The organism is Streptomyces flaveolus, assembly GCF_000716535.1.
Classification (GTDB): Bacteria; Actinomycetota; Actinomycetes; order Streptomycetales; family Streptomycetaceae; genus Streptomyces; species Streptomyces flaveolus_A.
Genome location: NZ_JNWV01000006.1, coordinates 433,566 through 451,511 on the forward strand (window position 1 = coordinate 433,566; position 17,946 = coordinate 451,511).

The following is a 17,946-nucleotide window of genomic DNA, read 5'->3' on the forward strand; positions in this document are numbered from 1 at the left end:
CGTACGGCTACCGGGTCACCGCGGCCAGCGCGTCCGCCGTGCCCCGCCCGTAGAAGCCGTTGTAGTTCTTCGACCCCTCGCACACCGCGTCCACCTTGCCGTCGCCGTCGATGTCGTACGGGTCCGTGCACAGCGTGGCGTTGGCCTCGGCGTACAGCAGCGCCTTCACGAGGGCCGCGGAGGCGTGCGGATGGGTTGACTTGATCAATGCGGCGACACCGGCGACATGCGGCGTCGCCATGGACGTACCGGCCATGTAGCCCCACTTGCCGCCCGGCAGCGGGCCCAGGATGAGGCCGCTGGTCGCCGGGGGCTCGGGCTTCTGGTAGGCGGTGGAGTCGCCGCCGGGCGCGGCGATGTCGATGACGCCGAGGCCGTAGTTGGAGAAGGACGACTTCAGGCCCTTGGCGCCCGTCGCCGCCACCGTCACGACACCCGGCAGCTGGGTCGGTATGTCGTAGCACTCGTGCGGGTCGATCACCCGGTCCGAGGGCGTGCCGTCGTTCGGGGAGACCGGGTCGGTGATCGAGTCGGACGCGAGGTCGTAGCTCTCGTTGCCCGCCGCCGCGACGTTGACCGCGCCCTTGCGCTCCGCGTACCGCGAGGCCCGGGTGATGGCGTCCACCAGCGCCTTCTGGTCCGGGTCGGTGGTGCAGTTGAAGTACCACGGGTCGGTGTAATAGCTGTTGTTGGTCACGTCGACGTGGTGCTCGGCCGCCCACACGAAGCCGCAGACCACGGCCTCCGTGTAGAAGTAGCCGTCCGGGTTGGCGACCTTGATGCCGGCGACCCTGACGCCCGGTGCCACACCGGTGACGCCCACGCCGTTCTTCGCGGCGGCGATCTCGCCCGCCACATGCGTGCCGTGCGGGCTCTCCGAGGCGCTCGGCCGCCAGGCGCCGTCCGCCGTGTCCGGCTTGCCCGACACGCAGTTGGCGGACGCGGCACGGTCGAAGTTGGGCGCGATGTCCGGGTGGGTGTCGTCGACGCCCGTGTCGATGACGGCGACCGTGACGTCCCGGCTGCCCAGCGTCTTCTCGTGCGCCTTGTCGGCCTTGATGGCGGGCAGGTCCCACTGGAGCGGTTCCAGCGGGTCCTGGCCGTCGGCCGCCGCCACGTGGGCGGCCTCCTCGGCGCTCAGTGTCCTCGGCGTGCCCATGTCGGTGGTGGACTGGGCGGGCAGCGGCGCGTTGCGAGTGGCCCCGGCCGAGTCCACCCCGCGTACGGAGCGGATTCGCTGGGCGAAACCGGGGTTCGCCGAGTGGGCCACGATCACGCCGATCCGGTCGTAGGCGATCACCACCGAGCCGCCGGCCTCGGCGATCGCCTGCTGGACACGCGCCGACACGGCGTGTCCCGGGCGGACGTTGACGATGTAGCTGAGCGTGGGCCCGTCGGCGGAGGCCGTCGGGGTGCCGGTGGCGGCGGACGCGTTGACGCCGGGCAGGAACGCGAGTGCCGTCGCGAGGGCCATTCCGGCGGGCAGGGCGAGGGCGCGGCGGTAGCGCGGCTTGGGCGCTGTCATGGGTGTTCTCTCCAGTTCGGTTCGCGGTAGGAGCGCGTCGTGCGGGATGCCTGGTGAAATGCCGTCACCGACGGCGGTGTGCGGGTTGCGGCCGGGGCGTGCGGGCCGCCGGACGGCTAGTCGACCGCGCGCAGCGCGTTGACGACACCGAAGCCGTAGAAGCCGTTGACCCGCTTGCCGCCGGCGCAGGTCGCGTCCACGACCCCGTCGCCGTCACCGTCGTACGGACCGGCCGGGCAGCCGGGGTTGTCCGCCTGGGCCTTCAGCAGCGCCTGCAACTGGGCCGGAGTGGCGTGCGGGTGGGCCGACTTGAGCAGCGCGGCCACCGCGGCCACGTGCGGGGAGGCCATCGAGGTGCCCTGGAGGAAGCCGTACTGGTCGTTCGGCATGGTGGACAGGATGCGGCCGTTCTTCGACGGCGTGTCCGGGATCTGGTACTTGTCGCCGCCCGGCCCCGCCACGTCGACCACGCCCTGGCCGTAGCTGGAGTAGTACGACTTGGTGCCCTTCACGCCCACCGCGCTCACGGTCACCACACCGGGCAGCTGGGTCGGTACGTCGAAGCACTCGTGCGGGTCGATCGTGCGGGTCTGGGCCGTGGAGTCGTCGGGGCTGGAGTCGTCCACGAGGGCGTCGGCGTCCAGGTCGTCGTTGGAGTTGCCCGCCGAGGCGACGTTGAGCGTGCCCTTGCGCTGGGCGTACGACTGGGCCCTGTTGACCGCGTCGACGATGGCACGTTGATCGGGGTCGTCCATGCAGTTGTACAGCCACGGATCAACGTAGTAGCTGTTGTTGGTGATCTCGATGCCGTGGTCCGCGGCGAACACGAACGCGCAGACCACGCTCTCCGGGTAGAACAGCGACGTCTCGTCCGGCTGCGCCACCGTGATGCTCGCGACCTTCACCCCCGGCGCCACACCGGCCACGCCGATGCCGTTGCGGGCGGCGGCTATCTCACCGGCCACATGGGTGCCGTGGTAGTGGTCGGCGTCCGCCGGCCGCCACGCGCCGTACGTCGTGTCCGCCTTGCCGTTCACGCAGTTCGCCGACTGGGACGCGGAGAAGTTCGGGGCGATGTCCGGGTGGGTGTCGTCCACGCCCGTGTCGATGACCCCGACCGTGACGTTCCGGCTGCCCGGATTCACCTTCGCGGCGCGGTCGGCGCCGATCGCCCGCAGGTCCCACTGGTCCGCCTCCAGCGGCTCCTCGCCCGCCCTCGCGCTCGCCGCGAGCCGTGCCCGCTCCGCCCGGGACAGCACCTGCGCCGCGCCCTCGTCCGTCGTGCCGGCCGCGCTGAGCGGCGCGGTCCGGGTGGCGCCCGCGGAGTCGACCCCGCGCACCGCCCGCATCCGCGCGGCGAAGTCCGGGTTCGCGGAGTGGACGACGACGACGCCGATCCGGTCGTAACCGGCCACCACCGTGCCGCCGTTGCGCGCTATTTCCCGCCGCACGGACGCGACCGTGCGGTCGTCCGTACGGGTGTTGACCACGTAGGCGAGATTCGGGCCGTCCGCCGCCCGCGCCACCGTGCCCGCGGCGGGCGCCGCCGAGGCCACCGACGGCAGGAAGCCGAGCGAGGCGGTCAGCGACAGCACGACGGGCACGGCGAGCGCGAGCCGGCGTCTGGAGCGCAGATGAGCCATGGGATCTCCACATCATCCGGATACGAAACCGCCCGGACACGGTCGTGTTCGGGCAGGTGCATGACGGGCGGTGCAGGCCGAAGCTATCCGCCCGCACTCGATCTCCGAAAGAGCCCGGCGGACTTGAACCGGTCGGCGCGGGGCGCCGTGACCGTGGACGGGGGGCCCGTCGAAGCCGGTTCCCCCCACACCGGGTTCACACAGCGGAGTCGTACGGCGACTACCGGTAACGTAAGCCCGGTTCTGTGAAGCCAGACAGCGCATGTCCGTCACGCGAGGAGAACCCGTGGCCACCGAGACACCGCCACCCGCGAAACACCCAGCTTCCCTTCCCTCCACCGAGGAGTTCACCGAGGTGCAGCAGAGCGCGGAGTTCGGTGAACTGCGCCGCGCCCACCGCTCCTTCGCCTTCCCGCTGACCATCGCCTTCATCGCCTGGTACCTGCTGTACGTCCTGCTGTCCAACTACGCGGGCGACTTCATGGGCACCAAGGTCGTCGGCAACATCAACGTGGCCCTCGTCCTGGGCCTCGCCCAGTTCCTCACCACGTTCCTCATCGCCTGGTGGTACGCGCGGCACGCCGCGGCCAAGCTCGACCCGAAGGCCGAGGCCATCAAGTCCCGGATGGAGGGCGGAGCATGAGCCCCGCGCAGTACACCCTGTCGGCCACCGGCCGGGCATCGCACACCCTGCTCGCCGCCGGCGAGGCGAGCGAGCACCGGACGCTGATCATCACCCTGTTCGCGGTGTTCGTCGCCGCGACCCTCGTCATCACCGTCTGGGCCGGCCGGCAGACCAAGGACGCCGCCGACTTCTATGCCGGCGGACGGCAGTTCACGGGCTTCCAGAACGGCCTCGCCGTATCCGGCGACTACATGTCCGCCGCGTCCTTCCTCGGCATCGCCGGCGCCATCGCCCTGTTCGGCTACGACGGCTTCCTGTACTCCATCGGCTTCCTCGTCGCCTGGCTGGTCGCCCTGCTCCTGGTCGCCGAGCCGCTGCGCAACTCCGGCCGCTACACCATGGGCGACGTGCTGGCCTACCGGATGCGCCAGCGCCCGGTCCGCACGGCCGCCGGCACCTCGACGATCGTCGTGTCGATCTTCTACCTGCTGGCCCAGATGGCGGGTGCCGGCGTCCTCGTCTCGCTCCTGCTGGGCATCACCAGCGACGGAGGCAAGATCGGCATCGTCGCCCTGGTCGGCGTACTGATGATCGTGTACGTCACCATCGGCGGCATGAAGGGCACCACCTGGGTCCAGATGGTCAAGGCGGTCCTGCTGATCATCGGCGCCCTGCTGCTCACCTTCCTGGTCCTGCTGAAGTTCGACTTCAACATCTCCGACCTGCTCGGCAAGGCCGCCGACAGCAGCGGCAAGGGCAGCGCCTTCCTGGAGCCCGGCCTGAAGTACGGCGCCACCGGCACCACCAAGCTGGACTTCCTCTCGCTCGGCATCGCCCTGGTCCTGGGCACCGCCGGCCTGCCGCACATCCTGATCCGCTTCTACACGGTCCCCACCGCCAAGGCCGCCCGGAAGTCCGTCATCTGGGCGATCGGCCTGATCGGCGCCTTCTACCTGATGACCCTCGCCCTCGGCTTCGGCGCCGCCGCACTGATCAAACCGGACGAGATCATCGCCTCCAACAAGGCGGGCAACACGGCGGCACCGCTCCTGGCCCTGCACCTGGGCGGCGTCGACTCCAACTGGGGAGCCATCCTGCTCGCCAGCATCTCCGCCGTCGCCTTCGCCACGATCCTCGCGGTCGTCGCCGGCCTGACCCTGGCCTCGTCGTCCTCGTTCGCCCACGACATCTACGCGAACGTCATCAAGAAGGGCCAGGCCACCGAGAAACAGGAGCTCGGCGCGGCCCGCTGGGCGACCGTCGGCATCGGCGCGGTCTCCATCGTGCTCGGCGCCCTGGCCCGCGACCTGAACGTGGCCGGCCTGGTCGCCCTCGCCTTCGCGGTCGCCGCCTCCGCCAACCTGCCGACCATCCTCTACAGCCTGTTCTGGAAGCGGTTCACCACCACGGGCGCCCTGTGGTCCATCTACGGCGGCCTGGTCACCGCGGTCGGCCTGGTGCTGTTCTCCCCGGTGGTCTCCGGCAAGCCGACCTCGATGTTCCCCGGCGTCGACTTCCACTGGTTCCCGCTGGAGAACCCCGGGATCATCTCCATCCCGGTCGGCTTCCTCCTCGGCGTCGTGGGCACTCTGCTGTCGAAGGAGGCCCCGGACACGGGCAAGTACGCGGAACTGGAGGTGCGGTCCCTGACCGGCACCGGAGCGCACTGACGGACATCCCACGCACAGTGCGCGCGGACGACCGCGTCGTCACGGACTGTACGGTCCTACGACGCGGTCGCGCCGTACCTCGTGGGATCGTGCCGCTGTCGATGTCGGCGGCGTCACGTAGGCTCGCAGGTGACGGACGACGCACGCGCGACCGAGAATGAGTGACCGGGAGAGGGAGGGGGCCCACGTGCTCATCGACACCTACGGCCGAGTGGCCACCGACCTGAGGGTCTCGCTGACCGATCGGTGCAATCTGCGCTGCACGTACTGCATGCCCGAGGAGGGCCTGCAGTGGCTGGCCAAGCCCGACCTGCTCACGGACGACGAGATCGTCCGGCTCATCGACATCGCGGTCCGCACGCTCGGCATCGAGGAGGTCCGCTTCACCGGCGGTGAGCCGCTGCTGCGCCCGGGCCTGGTCGGCATCGTCGAGCGCGTCGCGGCCCTCGAGCCGCGCCCGCAGATGTCCCTCACCACCAACGGCATCGGCCTCAGGCGCACCGCGACCGCCCTGAAGGCGGCGGGCCTCGACCGGGTCAACGTCTCCCTGGACACCCTCCGCCCGGACGTCTTCAAGACCCTCACCCGCCGCGACCGCCACAAGGATGTGCTGGAGGGCCTGGAGGCCGCCCGCGAAGCCGGCCTGACCCCCGTCAAGGTCAACTCGGTCCTCATGCCGGGGATGAACGACGACGAGGCACCGGACCTGCTCGCCTGGGCGGTGGAACACGACTACGAACTGCGCTTCATCGAGCAGATGCCCCTGGACGCCCAGCACGGCTGGAAGCGCGAGGGCATGGTCACCGCGGGGGACATCCTCACCTCGCTGCGCACCCGCTTCGACCTCACCCCCGAGGGCGCGGACGAGCGCGGCTCGGCACCGGCGGAGCGCTGGCTGGTGGACGGCGGCCCGCACCGGGTCGGCGTGATCGCCTCGGTCACCCGGCCGTTCTGCGCGGCCTGCGACCGCACCCGCCTCACCGCCGACGGCCAGATACGCACCTGCCTGTTCGCCACCGAGGAGACCGACCTCCGCGCCGCGCTGCGCTCGGGCGCCCCGGACGAGGAGATCGCCCGCATCTGGCGCCTGGCGATGTGGGGCAAGAAGGCGGGAGCGGGCCTGGACGACCCGTCGTTCGTCCAGCCGGACCGCCCGATGTCCGCGATCGGCGGCTAGGCCCCCTCGGCCGCCCGCCACTCGTCGAACGCGACGACGTCCTTCAGGAACCCGCGCACCCCGAGGAACTGCGACAGATGCTCGCGATGCTCCTCGCAGGCCAGCCATGTCTTGCGCCGTTCCGGCGTGTGGACCTTCGGGTTGTTCCACGCCAGCACCCACACGGCGGCGGCACGGCAGCCCTTGGCGGAGCAGATCGGGGTCTCGTCACTCACGGGTTCGTCTCGGGTTCGTCTGAGGAAGGGACGTACAGGAAGGGGCTCAAACAAGGCGACGCCGGGCAGCCACGGGGGGAGCTGCCCGGCGTCGGTCCATCGCTCCGACGGGGGATGCGGAGCGCGTACGCAGTATGTCACGGGTACCCCGCCGCCCGGCACCGGAACAACAGGATTGATCTGAGCTTTTCTTGAGCTTGGCGCAGGGTCGCATTCCGTTTCCGGCGCGTCCGCCGTGCTCAGACCGGGTCGGCGCGCTCACCGCGCGCTCCGGGCGCCGGATTCGTCGGCACGTCCTCCGCCGCGGATTCCCGCACGGACTCCCACGCGGAGTCCGCCCGTCCGTCCTCGGGCGCCGACGGCGCGATCATCGGCCGCATCGGCGCGGTGACGAACGTGGACGGCAGAGACGGCGGCTTCTCCCGGCCCGCGTTGGCGATGACCACGGCGATGTAGGGGAGCACCGCGCCGAGTACGAGCGCGACGATCGCGACGTACCGCTCGACGTTCCACAGTGAGACCGCGAGAATCACCGACACGGTACGGATCGACATGGAGATCACGTACCGCCGCTGCCGGCCCCGCACATCCTCGGCGAGTCCGGTCCGGGCGCCGGTGATCCGGAACACCTGGCCGCTGCCGCCGTGCTGTTTCCGCATCACATTCCACCATCCGCCCGCATCGGACTCTCCCCGGCCCGCACCCTCGTCCACCTCCGGCGGGGAAACCGGCCGGGACACCTCCCACGTTACGCCGCGCCCGCGCCGCCTTCGAGACCGGGGCACCCCCAGCCTGCGACGACGCCCGCCACGAAGGGGGGAATCCGACATGCGCCGTACGGCGGACCGACCCACACTGGCCCTAATGCTCACGTCGAGCCGTACGAGGAGGCAGCCATGGGTTGGTTGTGGGCGATCATCGTGGGATTCGTGCTGGGTCTCATCGCCAAGGCGATCATCCCGGGCAAGCAGCACAGCCCCCTGTGGCTGACCACCATCTGCGGCATGCTCGGCGCCATCGTGGGCAACGCGGTCGCCCGCGCCGTCGGCGTGGAGGCCACCCGCGGCATCGACTGGAGCCGCCACATCTTCCAGCTCGTGGCCGCGATCATCATCGTCGCGGCGGTGGACGCCCTGTACATGGCCACGCTGGGCAAGCGGAAGCACCAGCGGGCCTGAGCCTTCGAGCGCCGGTACAGCCCCGGAGGGAACGCCGAACACGGCACATGGGGGCGGGCGACCACGACGGAAGCCGCAGTCGCCCGCGGACCCACGCCCCTACGACGCTCAGGCGCCCGTGACCTCGACGGCGGCCAGATTCCTCTTCCCGCGCCGCAGCACCAGCCACCGCCCGTGAATCAGATCCCCGGCGGACGGCACCGCGTCCTCGGCCGTGACCTTCACGTTGTTCACGTAGGCCCCGCCCTCCTTCACGGTCCGGCGCGCTGCGGACTTGCTCGCGACCAGGCCGACCTCGGCGAACAGGTCGGTCACCGCAGCCAGCTCGGTGACCTGGACGTTCGGCACCTCGGACAGCGCCGCCGCCAGCGTCCGCTCGTCCAGCTCGGCAAGCTCGCCCTGCCCGAACAGGGCGCGGGACGCGGCGATCACCGCGGCCGTCTGCTCGGCGCCGTGCACCAGCGTCGTCAGTTCCTCGGCGAGCGCCCGCTGCGCCGCCCGCGCCTGCGGACGCTCCTGCGTCTGCCGCTCCAGCTCCTCGATCTCCTCACGGGACCGGAAGCTGAAGATGCGCAGGAACTTGGAGACGTCCCGGTCGTCCGCGTTGACCCAGAACTGGTAGAACGCGTACGGCGTGGTCATCTCGGGGTCGAGCCACACCGTCCCGGACTCGGTCTTGCCGAACTTGGTGCCGTCCGCCTTGGTGATCAGCGGGGTGCCCAGCGCGTGCACCACGGCCTCCGGCTCGACCCGGTGGATCAGGTCCGTGCCCGAGGTCAGGTTGCCCCACTGGTCGCTGCCGCCGGTCTGCAGCGTGCAGCCGTGCCGCCGGTACAGCTCCAGGAAGTCCATGCCCTGGAGGATCTGGTAGCTGAACTCGGTGTAGCTGATGCCCGCGTCGGAGTTGAGCCGGCGGGAGACGGCCTCCTTGGCGATCATCTTGTTGACCCGGAAGTGCTTGCCGATGTCCCGCAGGAACTCGATGGCCGACAGGCCCTGGGTCCAGTCCAGGTTGTTGACCATCACCGCGGCGTTCGGCCCGTCGAAGTGGAGGAGCGGCTCGATCTGCGCGCGCAGCCGCTCCACCCAGCCGGCCACGACCTCCGGCGCGTTCAGCGTGCGCTCGGCCGTGGGCTTCGGGTCGCCGATGAGCCCCGTGGCCCCGCCGACCAGCGCCAGCGGACGGTTGCCCGCCTCCTGGATGCGGCGCATCGTCAGGATCTGCACGAGGTTGCCGAGGTGCAGGCTGGGCGCGGTCGGGTCGAAGCCGCAATAGAACGTGACGGGACCGTCCGCGAACGCCTTGCGCAGTGCGTCCTCGTCCGTGGAGAGGGCGATGAGCCCCCGCCACTTCAGCTCGTCGACGATGTCCGTCACGGTTCTCGTGTCTCCTTGGTGATCTTCGGGCGGCCGGGTGACACCCGACCACGAACGCCTACGAGGTTATACGCCCTGACTGACAGAGCTCATGTTGAAATCGGGGATGCGTAGCGCGGGCATCGCGGCCCGCGTGAACCAGTCGCTCCACTCGCGCGGCAGCGTCTTCTCCGTCCGCCCGGCCTCCGTGGCCCGGCCCAGCAGGTTCACCGGCGACTCGTTGAACCGGAAGTTGTTCACCTGCCCGGTCACCTCACCGTTCTCCACGAGGTAGACGCCGTCCCGGGTCAGACCTGTCAGCAGCAGTGTCGCCGGGTCGACCTCGCGGATGTACCACAGGCAGGTCAGCAGCAGCCCGCGCTCGGTGTCCGCGACCATGTCCTCCAGGGAACGGTCGTCACCGCCGTCGAGGATCAGATTGCCGAGCACCGGGGCGACCGGCAGTCCGGTCAGGCCCGCGCTGTGCCGGGTGGTGGTCAGGTGCTTGAGCACGCCTCCGGAGATCCACTCGGTGGCGTGGGTCGGCAGCCCGTTGTCGAACACCGACTGGTCGCCGCCGGAGGAGTGCGCGACCACGAAGGGCGGGCACTCCAGACCGGGCTCGTTCGGGTCGCTGCGCAGGGTCAGCGGCAGCTCGCTCAGCTTCTCGCCGACCCGCGTGCCCCCGCCGGGCTTGGAGAACACCGTCCGGCCCTCGGCCGCGTCCCGGCCCGACGCCGACCACAGCTGGTAGATCAGCAGGTCCGCCACGGCGGTCGGCGGCAGCAGCGTCTCGTAGCGGCCGGCGGGCAGCGCCACGCGCCGCTCCGCCCAGCCGAGGCGTACGGCCAGCTCGGCGTCCAGCGCGCCCGGGTCGACGTCCTTGAAGTCCCGCGTGGACCGGCCGGCCCATGCCGAGCGCGTGCGGTCCGGGGACTTGGCGTTCAGCTCCAGCGTGCCGGTGGGCTGGTCGTGCCGCAGGCGCAGCCCGGTGGACGTTCCCAGGTACGTCGAGACCAGCTCGTGGTTGGCGAAGCCGTACAGCTCCCGGCCGCCCGCACGCGCGCGTGCGAAGGCCTCGCCGAGCGCCGGGGCGAAGTCGGCGAACACGGCGGAGGAGGTCTCGGCGGGCGCGTCCGTGAAGTCCGGGGACTGCTGCACCCCGCCGACCAGCGGCTGCGCGTCCTCGGCGGGCCCGGCGCCGCGCGCGGCGGCCTCCGCCGCCCGCACCAGCGGCTCCAGCTCCTCGGCGGTGACCGCGGACCGGGACACCACACCGGAGGCGGTGCCCTGCGCGCCGTCCACGGTCGCGATCACGGTGAGCGTACGGCCCCGCGTCACGCCGTTGGTGGTGAGCGCGTTGCCCGCCCAGCGCAGGTTCGCGGTGGAGTGCTCGTCGGCGATGACGACACAGCCGTCGGCCCGGGACAGCGCCAGCGCCTGCTCGACGACCTCGTGCGGCTTGTGGGTACGGGCGCTCATCGACCGGCCTCCTGCGTGGTGTTCAGAATGTTGACGCCCTTGAAGAGGGCGGACGGGCACCCGTGGGACACGGCCGCCACCTGGCCCGGCTGGGCCTTGCCGCAGTTGAAGGCGCCTCCCAGGACGTAGGTCTGCGGTCCGCCCACCGCGGCCATCGAGCCCCAGAAGTCCGTGGTCGTGGCCTGGTAGGCGACGTCCTTCAGCTGTCCGGTGATCCGCCCGTTCTCGATCTTGAAGAAGCGCTGGCCGGTGAACTGGAAGTTGTAGCGCTGCATGTCGATCGACCAGGACCGGTCGCCGACGACGTAGATGCCCCGGTCGACCCCGCCGATCAGGTCCTCGGTGGACAGCCCGGCCGGGTCCGGCCGGAGGGACACGTTGGCCATGCGCTGCACCGGCACGTGCGCCGGCGAGTCGGCGAACGCGCACCCGTTGGACCGCTCGAACCCGGTCAGCCGCGCGATCCGCCGGTCGAGCTGGTAGCCGACCAGCGTGCCGTCCTTCACCAGGTCCCAGGACTGCGCGGCCACGCCCTCGTCGTCGTAACCGATCGTCGCGAGGCCGTGCTCGGCGGTGCGGTCGCCGGTGACGTTCATCAGCTCGGAGCCGTACTTCAGCTTGCCCAGCTGGTCGAAGGTGGCGAAGGAGGTACCGGCGTACGCGGCCTCGTAGCCGAGGGCGCGGTCCAGCTCCGTGGCGTGGCCGATGGACTCGTGGATGGTCAGCCACAGGTTGGAGGGGTCGACCACCAGGTCGTACAGGCCCGGCTCCACGCTCGGCGCCCGCATCTTCTCGGCCAGCAGCTCCGGGATCCGCTCCAGCTCGGTGTCCCAGTCCCAGCCGGTGCCGGTCAGGTACTCCCAGCCGCGTCCCACCGGCGGCGCGATGGTGCGCATCGAGTCGAACTCGCCGCTCGACTCGTCCACCGACACGGCCGTCAGCTGCGGATTCAGCCGCACCCGCTGCTGGGTGGTCACGGTCCCGGCGGTGTCGGCGTAGAACTTGTTCTCGTGCACGGTGAGCAGCGAGGCGTCCACGTGGTCGACGCCCGGCGCGGCCAGCAGCCGCGCGCTCCACTCCGCGAGCAGCGCCGACTTCTCCTCGTCCGGCACCGAGAACGGATCGATCTCGTACGACGAGATCCACGTCTTGTCGGCGTGCACCGGCTCGTCGGCCAGCTCCACCCGCTCCTCGGACCCGGCCGCCTTGATCACCTGCGCGGACAGCTTGGCCATGGCCACCGCCTGCGAGGCGACCCGGGCGGCGGCGTCCATGGTCAGGTCCACCCCGGAGGCGAAGCCCCACGTACCGCCGTGCACCACCCGGACCGCGTACCCGAGGTCGGTGGTGTCCGACGACCCGGCGGGCTTGGCGTCCCGCAGCCTCCAGGACGCGCTGCGCACCCGCTCGAACCGGAAGTCCGCGTGCTCGGCCCCCAGCGCACGCGCGCGTGCGAGCGCGGCGTCGGCGAGGGCCCGTAGGGGAAGCGCCGTGAAGGCTTCGTCGATGGAATGAGGCACGGAGGTCTCCCTGCTGTCGTGGCCTGTCGGCTCCGATCATGTCGCGGGACCGGCCCGCCGGACCACACCTTTCGGTCCCGGAACGACGCATTCTGTAGGGATCCGACAGCGACACCCCCGCGCCACTGTCGGTGCCCGCTTGCCCGTGCGCGTGCCGGTACCGATAGGTTTTCGATGAAGCCGCCTGTCATCCAGGTGTTCGGGCGGATGTGTGCAACCGCTATCGAAAGGGTGATCCGTTGAGCCGCTCGGTTCTCGTCACCGGAGGCAACCGGGGCATCGGCCTCGCCATCGCCCGCGCATTCGCCGACGCCGGCGACAAGGTCGCGATCACGTACCGCTCGGGTGAGCCGCCGGCTGGCTTCCTGGCTGTCAAGTGCGACATCACCGACCCCGAGCAGGTGGAGCAGGCCTACAAGGAGATCGAGGAGCAGCACGGTCCGGTCGAGGTCCTGATCGCCAACGCCGGCGTCACCAAGGACCAGCTCCTGATGCGCATGTCCGAGGAGGACTTCACCTCGGTCATCGACACCAACCTCACGGGCACCTTCCGCGTCGTCAAGCGCGCCAACCGAGGCATGCTGCGCGCCAAGAAGGGCCGCGTCGTCCTGCTCTCGTCCGTGGTCGGCCTGCTCGGCTCGGCGGGTCAGGCGAACTACGCCGCGTCCAAGGCCGCCCTGGTCGGCTTCGCGCGTTCCCTCGCCCGGGAGCTGGGCTCGCGCAACATCACCTTCAACGTCGTCGCGCCCGGCTTCGTCGACACCGACATGACCAAGGTGCTCACCGACGAGCAGCGCCAGAACATCGTCTCTCAGGTGCCGCTCGGCCGTTACGCGCAGCCCGAGGAGATCGCCGCGACCGTGCGGTTCCTCGCCTCGGACGACGCCTCGTACATCACTGGAGCCGTCATCCCGGTTGACGGCGGACTGGGAATGGGTCACTGATCACCATGAGCGGAATCCTCGACGGCAAGCGCATCCTGATCACGGGTGTGCTGACGGAGTCCTCCATCGCCTTCCACGCTGCCAAGCTGGCCCAGGAGCAGGGCGCGGAGATCATCCTGACCGCGTTCCCGCGGCCCACCCTGACCGAGCGCATCGCCAAGAAGCTGCCGAAGCCCACCAAGGTCATCGAGCTGGACGTCACCAACGACGAGCACCTCGCCCGCCTGGCCGACGTGGTCGGCGAGGAGCTGGGCGGCCTCGACGGCGTCGTCCACTCCATCGGCTTCGCCCCGCAGGACGCGCTCGGCGGCAACTTCCTGAACACGCCGTTCGAGTCGGTCGCCACCGCCATGCACGTCTCGGCGTACTCCCTGAAGTCGCTCACGATGGCCTGCCTGCCGCTGATGCAGAACGGCGGCTCGGTCGTCGGCCTGACCTTCGACGCGCAGTTCGCCTGGCCGCAGTACGACTGGATGGGCCCGGCCAAGGCTGCCCTGGAGGCGACCAGCCGCTACATCGCCCGCGACCTGGGCAAGCAGAACATCCGCTGCAACCTCATCTCGGCGGGCCCGCTCGGCTCCATGGCCGCCAAGTCCATCCCGGGCTTCGGTGAGCTGGCCTCCGTCTGGGACAGCCGCTCCCCGCTGGAGTGGGACCTGAAGGACCCGGAGCCGGCCGGCCGCGGCATCGTCGCCCTGCTGAGCGACTGGTTCCCGAAGACCACCGGCGAGATCATCCACGTCGACGGCGGTCTGCACGCCATCGGCGCCTGATCGCCGCGGGACCGCACCGACGCCCCGTTCCCCGCCACCGGCGGGGAACGGGGCGTCGCCCGTTCGGCGGGGGTGAGGCGTCACCCGTTCGGCCCGGCGGCCGGGCCGCCGCCGCGCGGACGCGCCACCCTGGGGATTACGCCTTCCCGCGCTCGTCCCTGCGCCGCGGCCCAGGAGGTCCCCTTGTGCGCCTGTCCCGCAGCCTGGCCCCGGTGACCGTGGCCCTCGCCCTCGTCCTGTCCCTTCCGTACGACGCGCTGCCGCACGCGCGCGTGAGCGACGGCAGGCCGCCCGCGCCGAGCCGGTTCGGTGCCTCCTGCCGCACGGCCGTCCGGGGCTCCCACGTGGTGACCTACTGCCACAACCCGTATGTCGACACCGATCGTGTGCGGCTGCACATCGAGTGCGACCGCTGGTGGGACCTCGACACCGACAGCGCCCCGGTGGACGCCGGGCCGGCGATGACCGTACGGCTGTCCGGCCGGTGCTGGAAGGAGGTCCGCTCGGTGTGGATCAGCCACCAGAAGGTGCGGTGAACCGCCCCGGGTCGCACAGGAACGGATAGCTCGCGGCCTCCGTCGCCGCCGCCTCGGCGTCCCCCGCGCGGATCGCGTCCACCAGGCGCGTGTGGTCCATGTACGTCTCCGGGGTCAGCCCCGCCCCGACGTCCGCGCGCAGCCAGTCCCGCAGCACCTCGCCCAGGTCGGCGTACATCGCGGTCATCACGTCGTTGTGGGAGGCGGCCACCACGGCCAGGTGGAAGGTGGCGTCGGCGGTCACGAAGGCCTCCGTGTCGCCGCTGTCCCAGACGTCCTCACGCCGGGCCAGCAGCGCGTCCAGCTGCTTGAGGTCCTTCTCGGTGCGCCGCTCGGCGGCCAGCTTCGCCGCCGCCGACTCCAGCGTGGACCGCAGCTCGGCGATGTGCCGCGGGTCGGCTCCTGCGAAACGGCGATGCATCACTCCGGCCAGCTCGCTCGTGGCCACCACATACGTGCCCGAGCCCTGGCGGATGTCCAGCAGACCGTTGTGGGCGAGCGCGCGGACGGCCTCCCGGACGGTGTTGCGGGCGACACCGAGCTGCTCGACCAGTTCCGGTTCCGTCGGGATGCGCGACCCGACCGGCCATTCGCCGGAGGTGATCTGGTTGCGCAGTTCGGCGATGACCTGTTCGGACAGCGCCGAACGACGCGGGTGACTCAAAGGCATGGCACACCTTCGCACGAGAGACCGGGGCGCACGGGCCACGGGTATCGCGGGGTTGGACAGCCAATCATCCCATGATTCTATGATGGGCCTCATGGCTAGTGAGGAAACCCGGACAGTGGAGACCCGTACGGCGATGTCATCGACCGAACGCGGTCCGGCCGCGACGCGCACACAGGAGACGACGCCCGGCGCGGGCGGCACGCGCGCGTGGGCGGTCCGGCTGGTCGTCGTCGGCATCGTGCTCTCCGCGCTGAACCTCCGCCCGGCCATCACCAGCCTCGGTGCCCTCCTGGAGGAGGTCCGCGACGGGCTCGGCATGAGCGGCGGCGTGGCCGGACTGCTCACCTCCGTGCCCCCGCTGTGCTTCGCCGTGTTCGGCGTCACCGCGCCCCGCCTGGCCCGCCGCTTCGGGCCGGCCGCCGTGGTGTGCGCCGGCATGGCCGCCATCACCGCCGGCCTGGTCATACGCCCGTACGTCGGCAGCACCGCCGGATTCCTGGCCGCCAGCGCGCTAGCCCTCATGGGCATCGCCGTCAGCAACGTCCTGATGCCCGTCATCGTCAAGCGCTGGTTCCCCGACCGGGTCGGCTCCATGACCGGCCTCTACTCGATGGCCCTCGCCCTCGGGACCTCCGTCGCCGCCGCCGTGACCGTCCCCCTGACCGACGCCCTGGGCGGCGGCTGGCAGTCCGGCCTCGCGGTGTGGGCGGCCCTCGCCGCCGCCGCGGTCCTGCCCTGGCTGCCGCTGGTCCGCGACCGAGGCACCGCCGCCGCCCAGCGGCGGGAGCCCGCGCGCGGGGCCGCGCAGCAGCACGCTCCGCTGCGCATCACCCGCAGCCGCACCGCCTGGGCCCTCGCCGTCTTCTTCGGCCTCCAGGCCACCGCCGCCTACATCACCATGGGCTGGATGCCGCAGATCTTCCGGGACGCCGGCGTGCCCGCGGGCACCGCGGGGGTCCTGCTCGCCGTCACCATGGTGATGGGGGTCCCGCTGGCCTTCGTCATCCCGAGGGTCGCCACCCGGCTGTCGCACCAGGGCCCCATCGTGCTGGTCCTGGGCGTGTGCGGCCTCGCCGGATACGCCGGGCTGTACCTCGCCCCGGCCCCCGGCGCCTGGGCCTGGGCCCTGCTGCTCGGCGTCTCCAACTGCGCCTTCCCGCTCGCGCTGACGATGGTCGGCATGCGGGCCCACAGCGGTCCGGGCGTTGTCCAGCTGTCCGCGTTCGCCCAGAGCACCGGCTATCTGATCTCCATCCCCGGCCCCCTGCTGGTCGGCGTGCTCTACCAGCACAGCGGCGGCTGGGGGCTGCCGCTCGCCCTCATGGCGGGCCTCATGGTGCCCCAGATGGTGGTGGGCTTCCTGGCGGGCCGCGACCGGACGGTGGAGGACGAGGCGGCGCGCTGACGACGCCCGGGTGCCCCCGGCGCCGCCGCGCGGGGGACTGGATGCGAGACTGGGCGCATGCAGCCTGTGCTCGACCCGAACCCGCAGAACGGCCAGAAGAAGATGCTGCTCGTCTTCGGCTCGTTCCTCGCCATCTTCGTGATCATCGCCATCGTGGCGACCCTCGCGTCCCCGTGACCGCAGCGCCTGCGGCCGTTCCGGTTCACCGGTCCACCTGCCGGGCGGAGGGTGGGGCTGGCCCCACCATCCCCTAGGGGGCAAGGGTCAGGGTCAACTGGGTGGAACTCCGGATGGGTTGGCGACCCCGGCTTCCGTACCTTCGAGATGTGACCGCACCGGGCGGTCACGGACCCGCTCGAGGACTCACGGAGGCGACCATGGCGGCCCGCACCCACTCCCGGCCCCACCCGGCGACCACGGGCGGCGTCGACATCAGGCTGCCCTGGTGGGCGCTCGCCCTGCCCGCCCTCGCGTTCCTCGTGCTGCTCGCGCTGATACTGAACCCGTCGGACGCCCACGCGGCGACCGGCGATCCGGCGATCGCGCGCCTCCTGGAGCGCGCCCAGCAGCTCCTCGCGCGCTGACGGCAAGCCCCCCCGCGCGGTGAATCCGCATGTCAACTCCCTGCGCCGGGTGGCCTGTTTCATGCGAAGCTGGGACCCATGAGCGTCGCAGAACCCCGCAGGATCGTCCTCTTCCGGCACGCGAAGGCCGACTGGCCCCAGGTCCCCGACCACGAGCGCCCGCTCGCCGAGCGCGGCCGCACGGACGCCGCCGTCGCCGGACGCAAGCTGGCCGACACCGGCATCACGTTCGACCTGGCCCTGTGCTCCACGGCGACCCGCACCCGCGAGACCTGGAAGCTCGCCGTGCACGAGCTGTCGCACCGGCCGAAGACCGTCTACGAGGAGCGGGTCTACGAGGCCTCGCCCGGCGAGCTGATCGCCGTGCTCAACGAGGTCCCGGACGAGGTGCGGAACGTGATCCTGATCGGCCACAACCCCGGCGTGCACGGCCTGGCCGACATCCTGGCCGGCGCGGCCGACGACGACGCCGGTGAGCGGATGGAGCGGCGGGGCTTCCCTGCCGCCGCCTTCGCCCTGCTGTCCTTCGACGGCCCCTGGAAGGCCGTCGAGCCCGGCGTGGCCACTCTCGTGGACTACTGGGCGCCCTCGGAGTGACCCGGCGCCGACGCGGCGCACCGGACGGCGAAGGGCCCGGCACCGC

19 protein-coding genes are annotated in these 17,946 nt (G+C 71.2%); 11 read left to right on the forward strand and 8 right to left on the reverse strand.

The features are described from left to right. Positions 1-7 precede the first annotated feature (7 nt). Entirely contained in the window at positions 8-1,525 is a 1,518-nt protein-coding gene (locus tag OO52_RS08570; protein ID WP_030642639.1) for a S8 family peptidase, read from the reverse strand. 116 nt (positions 1,526-1,641) lie between these two features. Further along, on the reverse strand, positions 1,642-3,168 hold the full coding sequence (locus OO52_RS08575) for a S8 family peptidase (RefSeq protein WP_030642642.1): 1,527 nt from the start codon (positions 3,166-3,168) through the stop codon (positions 1,642-1,644). A gap of 286 nt (positions 3,169-3,454) precedes the next feature. On the opposite strand from OO52_RS08575, the gene OO52_RS08580 reads away from it, so the two are divergent. The 3 genes from OO52_RS08580 to moaA all read left to right on the forward strand — a co-directional run bounded on the left by OO52_RS08580 (position 3,455) and on the right by moaA (position 6,640). Then, entirely contained in the window at positions 3,455-3,811 is a 357-nt protein-coding gene (locus tag OO52_RS08580) for a DUF485 domain-containing protein (RefSeq protein ID WP_030642644.1), read from the forward strand. Beyond that, positions 3,808-5,463, forward strand: coding sequence for a solute symporter family protein (locus OO52_RS08585; protein WP_030642646.1), 1,656 nt, complete (start codon positions 3,808-3,810; stop codon positions 5,461-5,463). Before OO52_RS08580 ends, OO52_RS08585 begins: the two co-directional genes overlap by 4 nt. 187 nt (positions 5,464-5,650) lie before the next feature. Next, positions 5,651-6,640 carry a GTP 3',8-cyclase MoaA gene (gene moaA, locus OO52_RS08590; RefSeq protein ID WP_030642648.1) on the forward strand — a complete coding sequence of 330 codons (990 nt, stop codon included), beginning with the start codon at positions 5,651-5,653 and terminating at the stop codon, positions 6,638-6,640. On the opposite strand, the gene OO52_RS08595 is transcribed toward moaA, so the two are convergent. Together OO52_RS08595 and OO52_RS08600 are read right to left on the reverse strand one after the other, a co-directional pair. Next, positions 6,637-6,855 carry a hypothetical protein gene (locus OO52_RS08595; protein ID WP_014671880.1) on the reverse strand — a complete coding sequence of 73 codons (219 nt, stop codon included), beginning with the start codon at positions 6,853-6,855 and terminating at the stop codon, positions 6,637-6,639. The two genes, moaA and OO52_RS08595, sit on opposite strands and share 4 nt — an antisense overlap. Before the next feature lie 239 nt (positions 6,856-7,094). Further along, a complete protein-coding gene (locus tag OO52_RS08600; protein ID WP_030642650.1) occupies positions 7,095-7,514 on the reverse strand; it encodes a DUF3099 domain-containing protein in 420 nt (139 codons plus the stop codon). 237 nt (positions 7,515-7,751) lie between these two features. Here OO52_RS08600 and OO52_RS08605 point away from each other — a divergent pair, with 237 nt between their 5' ends. Further along, the gene (locus OO52_RS08605) at positions 7,752-8,033 is read left to right on the forward strand and encodes a GlsB/YeaQ/YmgE family stress response membrane protein (protein WP_030347082.1); all 282 of its coding nucleotides are present in this window, start codon (positions 7,752-7,754) and stop codon (positions 8,031-8,033) included. 108 nt (positions 8,034-8,141) lie between these two features. On the opposite strand, the gene tyrS is transcribed toward OO52_RS08605, so the two are convergent. The 3 genes from tyrS to OO52_RS08620 form a co-directional block, all read right to left on the reverse strand. After that, entirely contained in the window at positions 8,142-9,410 is a 1,269-nt protein-coding gene (gene tyrS, locus OO52_RS08610) for a tyrosine--tRNA ligase (protein ID WP_030642653.1), read from the reverse strand. Between the two features lie 66 nt (positions 9,411-9,476). Then, positions 9,477-10,871, reverse strand: coding sequence for a TldD/PmbA family protein (locus tag OO52_RS08615; RefSeq protein WP_030642655.1), 1,395 nt, complete (start codon positions 10,869-10,871; stop codon positions 9,477-9,479). After that, positions 10,868-12,391: a TldD/PmbA family protein gene (locus OO52_RS08620; protein ID WP_030642657.1), complete on the reverse strand. Its 1,524-nt coding sequence runs from the start codon at positions 12,389-12,391 to the stop codon at positions 10,868-10,870. Before OO52_RS08620 ends, OO52_RS08615 begins: the two co-directional genes overlap by 4 nt. Positions 12,392-12,630: 239 nt before the next feature. On the opposite strand from OO52_RS08620, the gene fabG reads away from it, so the two are divergent. From fabG to OO52_RS08635, 3 genes are all read left to right on the forward strand, one after another. Next, positions 12,631-13,335: a 3-oxoacyl-[acyl-carrier-protein] reductase gene (gene fabG / locus OO52_RS08625; protein ID WP_030642660.1), complete on the forward strand. Its 705-nt coding sequence runs from the start codon at positions 12,631-12,633 to the stop codon at positions 13,333-13,335. Positions 13,336-13,340: 5 nt separating this feature from the next. After that, positions 13,341-14,108: an enoyl-ACP reductase FabI gene (fabI, locus tag OO52_RS08630; RefSeq protein ID WP_030642662.1), complete on the forward strand. Its 768-nt coding sequence runs from the start codon at positions 13,341-13,343 to the stop codon at positions 14,106-14,108. A gap of 185 nt (positions 14,109-14,293) precedes the next feature. Further along, a complete protein-coding gene (locus tag OO52_RS08635; protein WP_030642664.1) occupies positions 14,294-14,644 on the forward strand; it encodes a hypothetical protein in 351 nt (116 codons plus the stop codon). Here OO52_RS08635 and OO52_RS08640 read toward each other — a convergent pair. Beyond that, entirely contained in the window at positions 14,622-15,314 is a 693-nt protein-coding gene (locus OO52_RS08640; RefSeq protein ID WP_030642666.1) for a FadR/GntR family transcriptional regulator, read from the reverse strand. The two genes, OO52_RS08635 and OO52_RS08640, sit on opposite strands and share 23 nt — an antisense overlap. Before the next feature lie 79 nt (positions 15,315-15,393). Between OO52_RS08640 and OO52_RS08645 the strand changes: the two genes are divergently transcribed. From OO52_RS08645 to OO52_RS08655, 4 genes are all read left to right on the forward strand, one after another. After that, positions 15,394-16,719: a CynX/NimT family MFS transporter gene (locus tag OO52_RS08645; RefSeq protein ID WP_030642668.1), complete on the forward strand. Its 1,326-nt coding sequence runs from the start codon at positions 15,394-15,396 to the stop codon at positions 16,717-16,719. A 57-nt stretch (positions 16,720-16,776) separates the two neighbouring features. Beyond that, positions 16,777-16,896 carry an SGM_5486 family transporter-associated protein gene (locus OO52_RS53935; RefSeq protein WP_106971956.1) on the forward strand — a complete coding sequence of 40 codons (120 nt, stop codon included), beginning with the start codon at positions 16,777-16,779 and terminating at the stop codon, positions 16,894-16,896. Positions 16,897-17,096: 200 nt separating this feature from the next. Continuing rightward, entirely contained in the window at positions 17,097-17,303 is a 207-nt protein-coding gene (locus OO52_RS08650; RefSeq protein WP_030642670.1) for a hypothetical protein, read from the forward strand. Between the two features lie 78 nt (positions 17,304-17,381). Next, positions 17,382-17,900, forward strand: a complete 519-nt coding sequence (locus OO52_RS08655) for a SixA phosphatase family protein (RefSeq protein WP_030642671.1) — start codon at positions 17,382-17,384, stop codon at positions 17,898-17,900. The last annotated feature ends 46 nt before the right edge of the window (positions 17,901-17,946 follow it).

Excerpts from the sequence above, each read along its gene's own strand:
- OO52_RS08645 (WP_030642668.1), top strand. The coding sequence starts at position 15,394 with ATGATGGGCCTCATGGCTAGTGAGGAAACCCGGACAGTGGAGACCCGT.
- OO52_RS08575 (WP_030642642.1), bottom strand. The coding sequence starts at position 3,168 with ATGGCTCATCTGCGCTCCAGACGCCGGCTCGCGCTCGCCGTGCCCGTC.
- OO52_RS53935 (WP_106971956.1), top strand. The coding sequence starts at position 16,777 with ATGCAGCCTGTGCTCGACCCGAACCCGCAGAACGGCCAGAAGAAGATG.
- OO52_RS08640 (WP_030642666.1), bottom strand. The coding sequence starts at position 15,314 with ATGCCTTTGAGTCACCCGCGTCGTTCGGCGCTGTCCGAACAGGTCATC.
- OO52_RS08600 (WP_030642650.1), bottom strand. The coding sequence starts at position 7,514 with ATGCGGAAACAGCACGGCGGCAGCGGCCAGGTGTTCCGGATCACCGGC.
- OO52_RS08655 (WP_030642671.1), top strand. The coding sequence starts at position 17,382 with ATGAGCGTCGCAGAACCCCGCAGGATCGTCCTCTTCCGGCACGCGAAG.
- OO52_RS08570 (WP_030642639.1), bottom strand. The coding sequence starts at position 1,525 with ATGACAGCGCCCAAGCCGCGCTACCGCCGCGCCCTCGCCCTGCCCGCC.
- OO52_RS08605 (WP_030347082.1), top strand. The coding sequence starts at position 7,752 with ATGGGTTGGTTGTGGGCGATCATCGTGGGATTCGTGCTGGGTCTCATC.
- OO52_RS08615 (WP_030642655.1), bottom strand. The coding sequence starts at position 10,871 with ATGAGCGCCCGTACCCACAAGCCGCACGAGGTCGTCGAGCAGGCGCTG.
- OO52_RS08585 (WP_030642646.1), top strand. The coding sequence starts at position 3,808 with ATGAGCCCCGCGCAGTACACCCTGTCGGCCACCGGCCGGGCATCGCAC.
- fabI (WP_030642662.1), top strand. The coding sequence starts at position 13,341 with ATGAGCGGAATCCTCGACGGCAAGCGCATCCTGATCACGGGTGTGCTG.
- OO52_RS08650 (WP_030642670.1), top strand. The coding sequence starts at position 17,097 with ATGGCGGCCCGCACCCACTCCCGGCCCCACCCGGCGACCACGGGCGGC.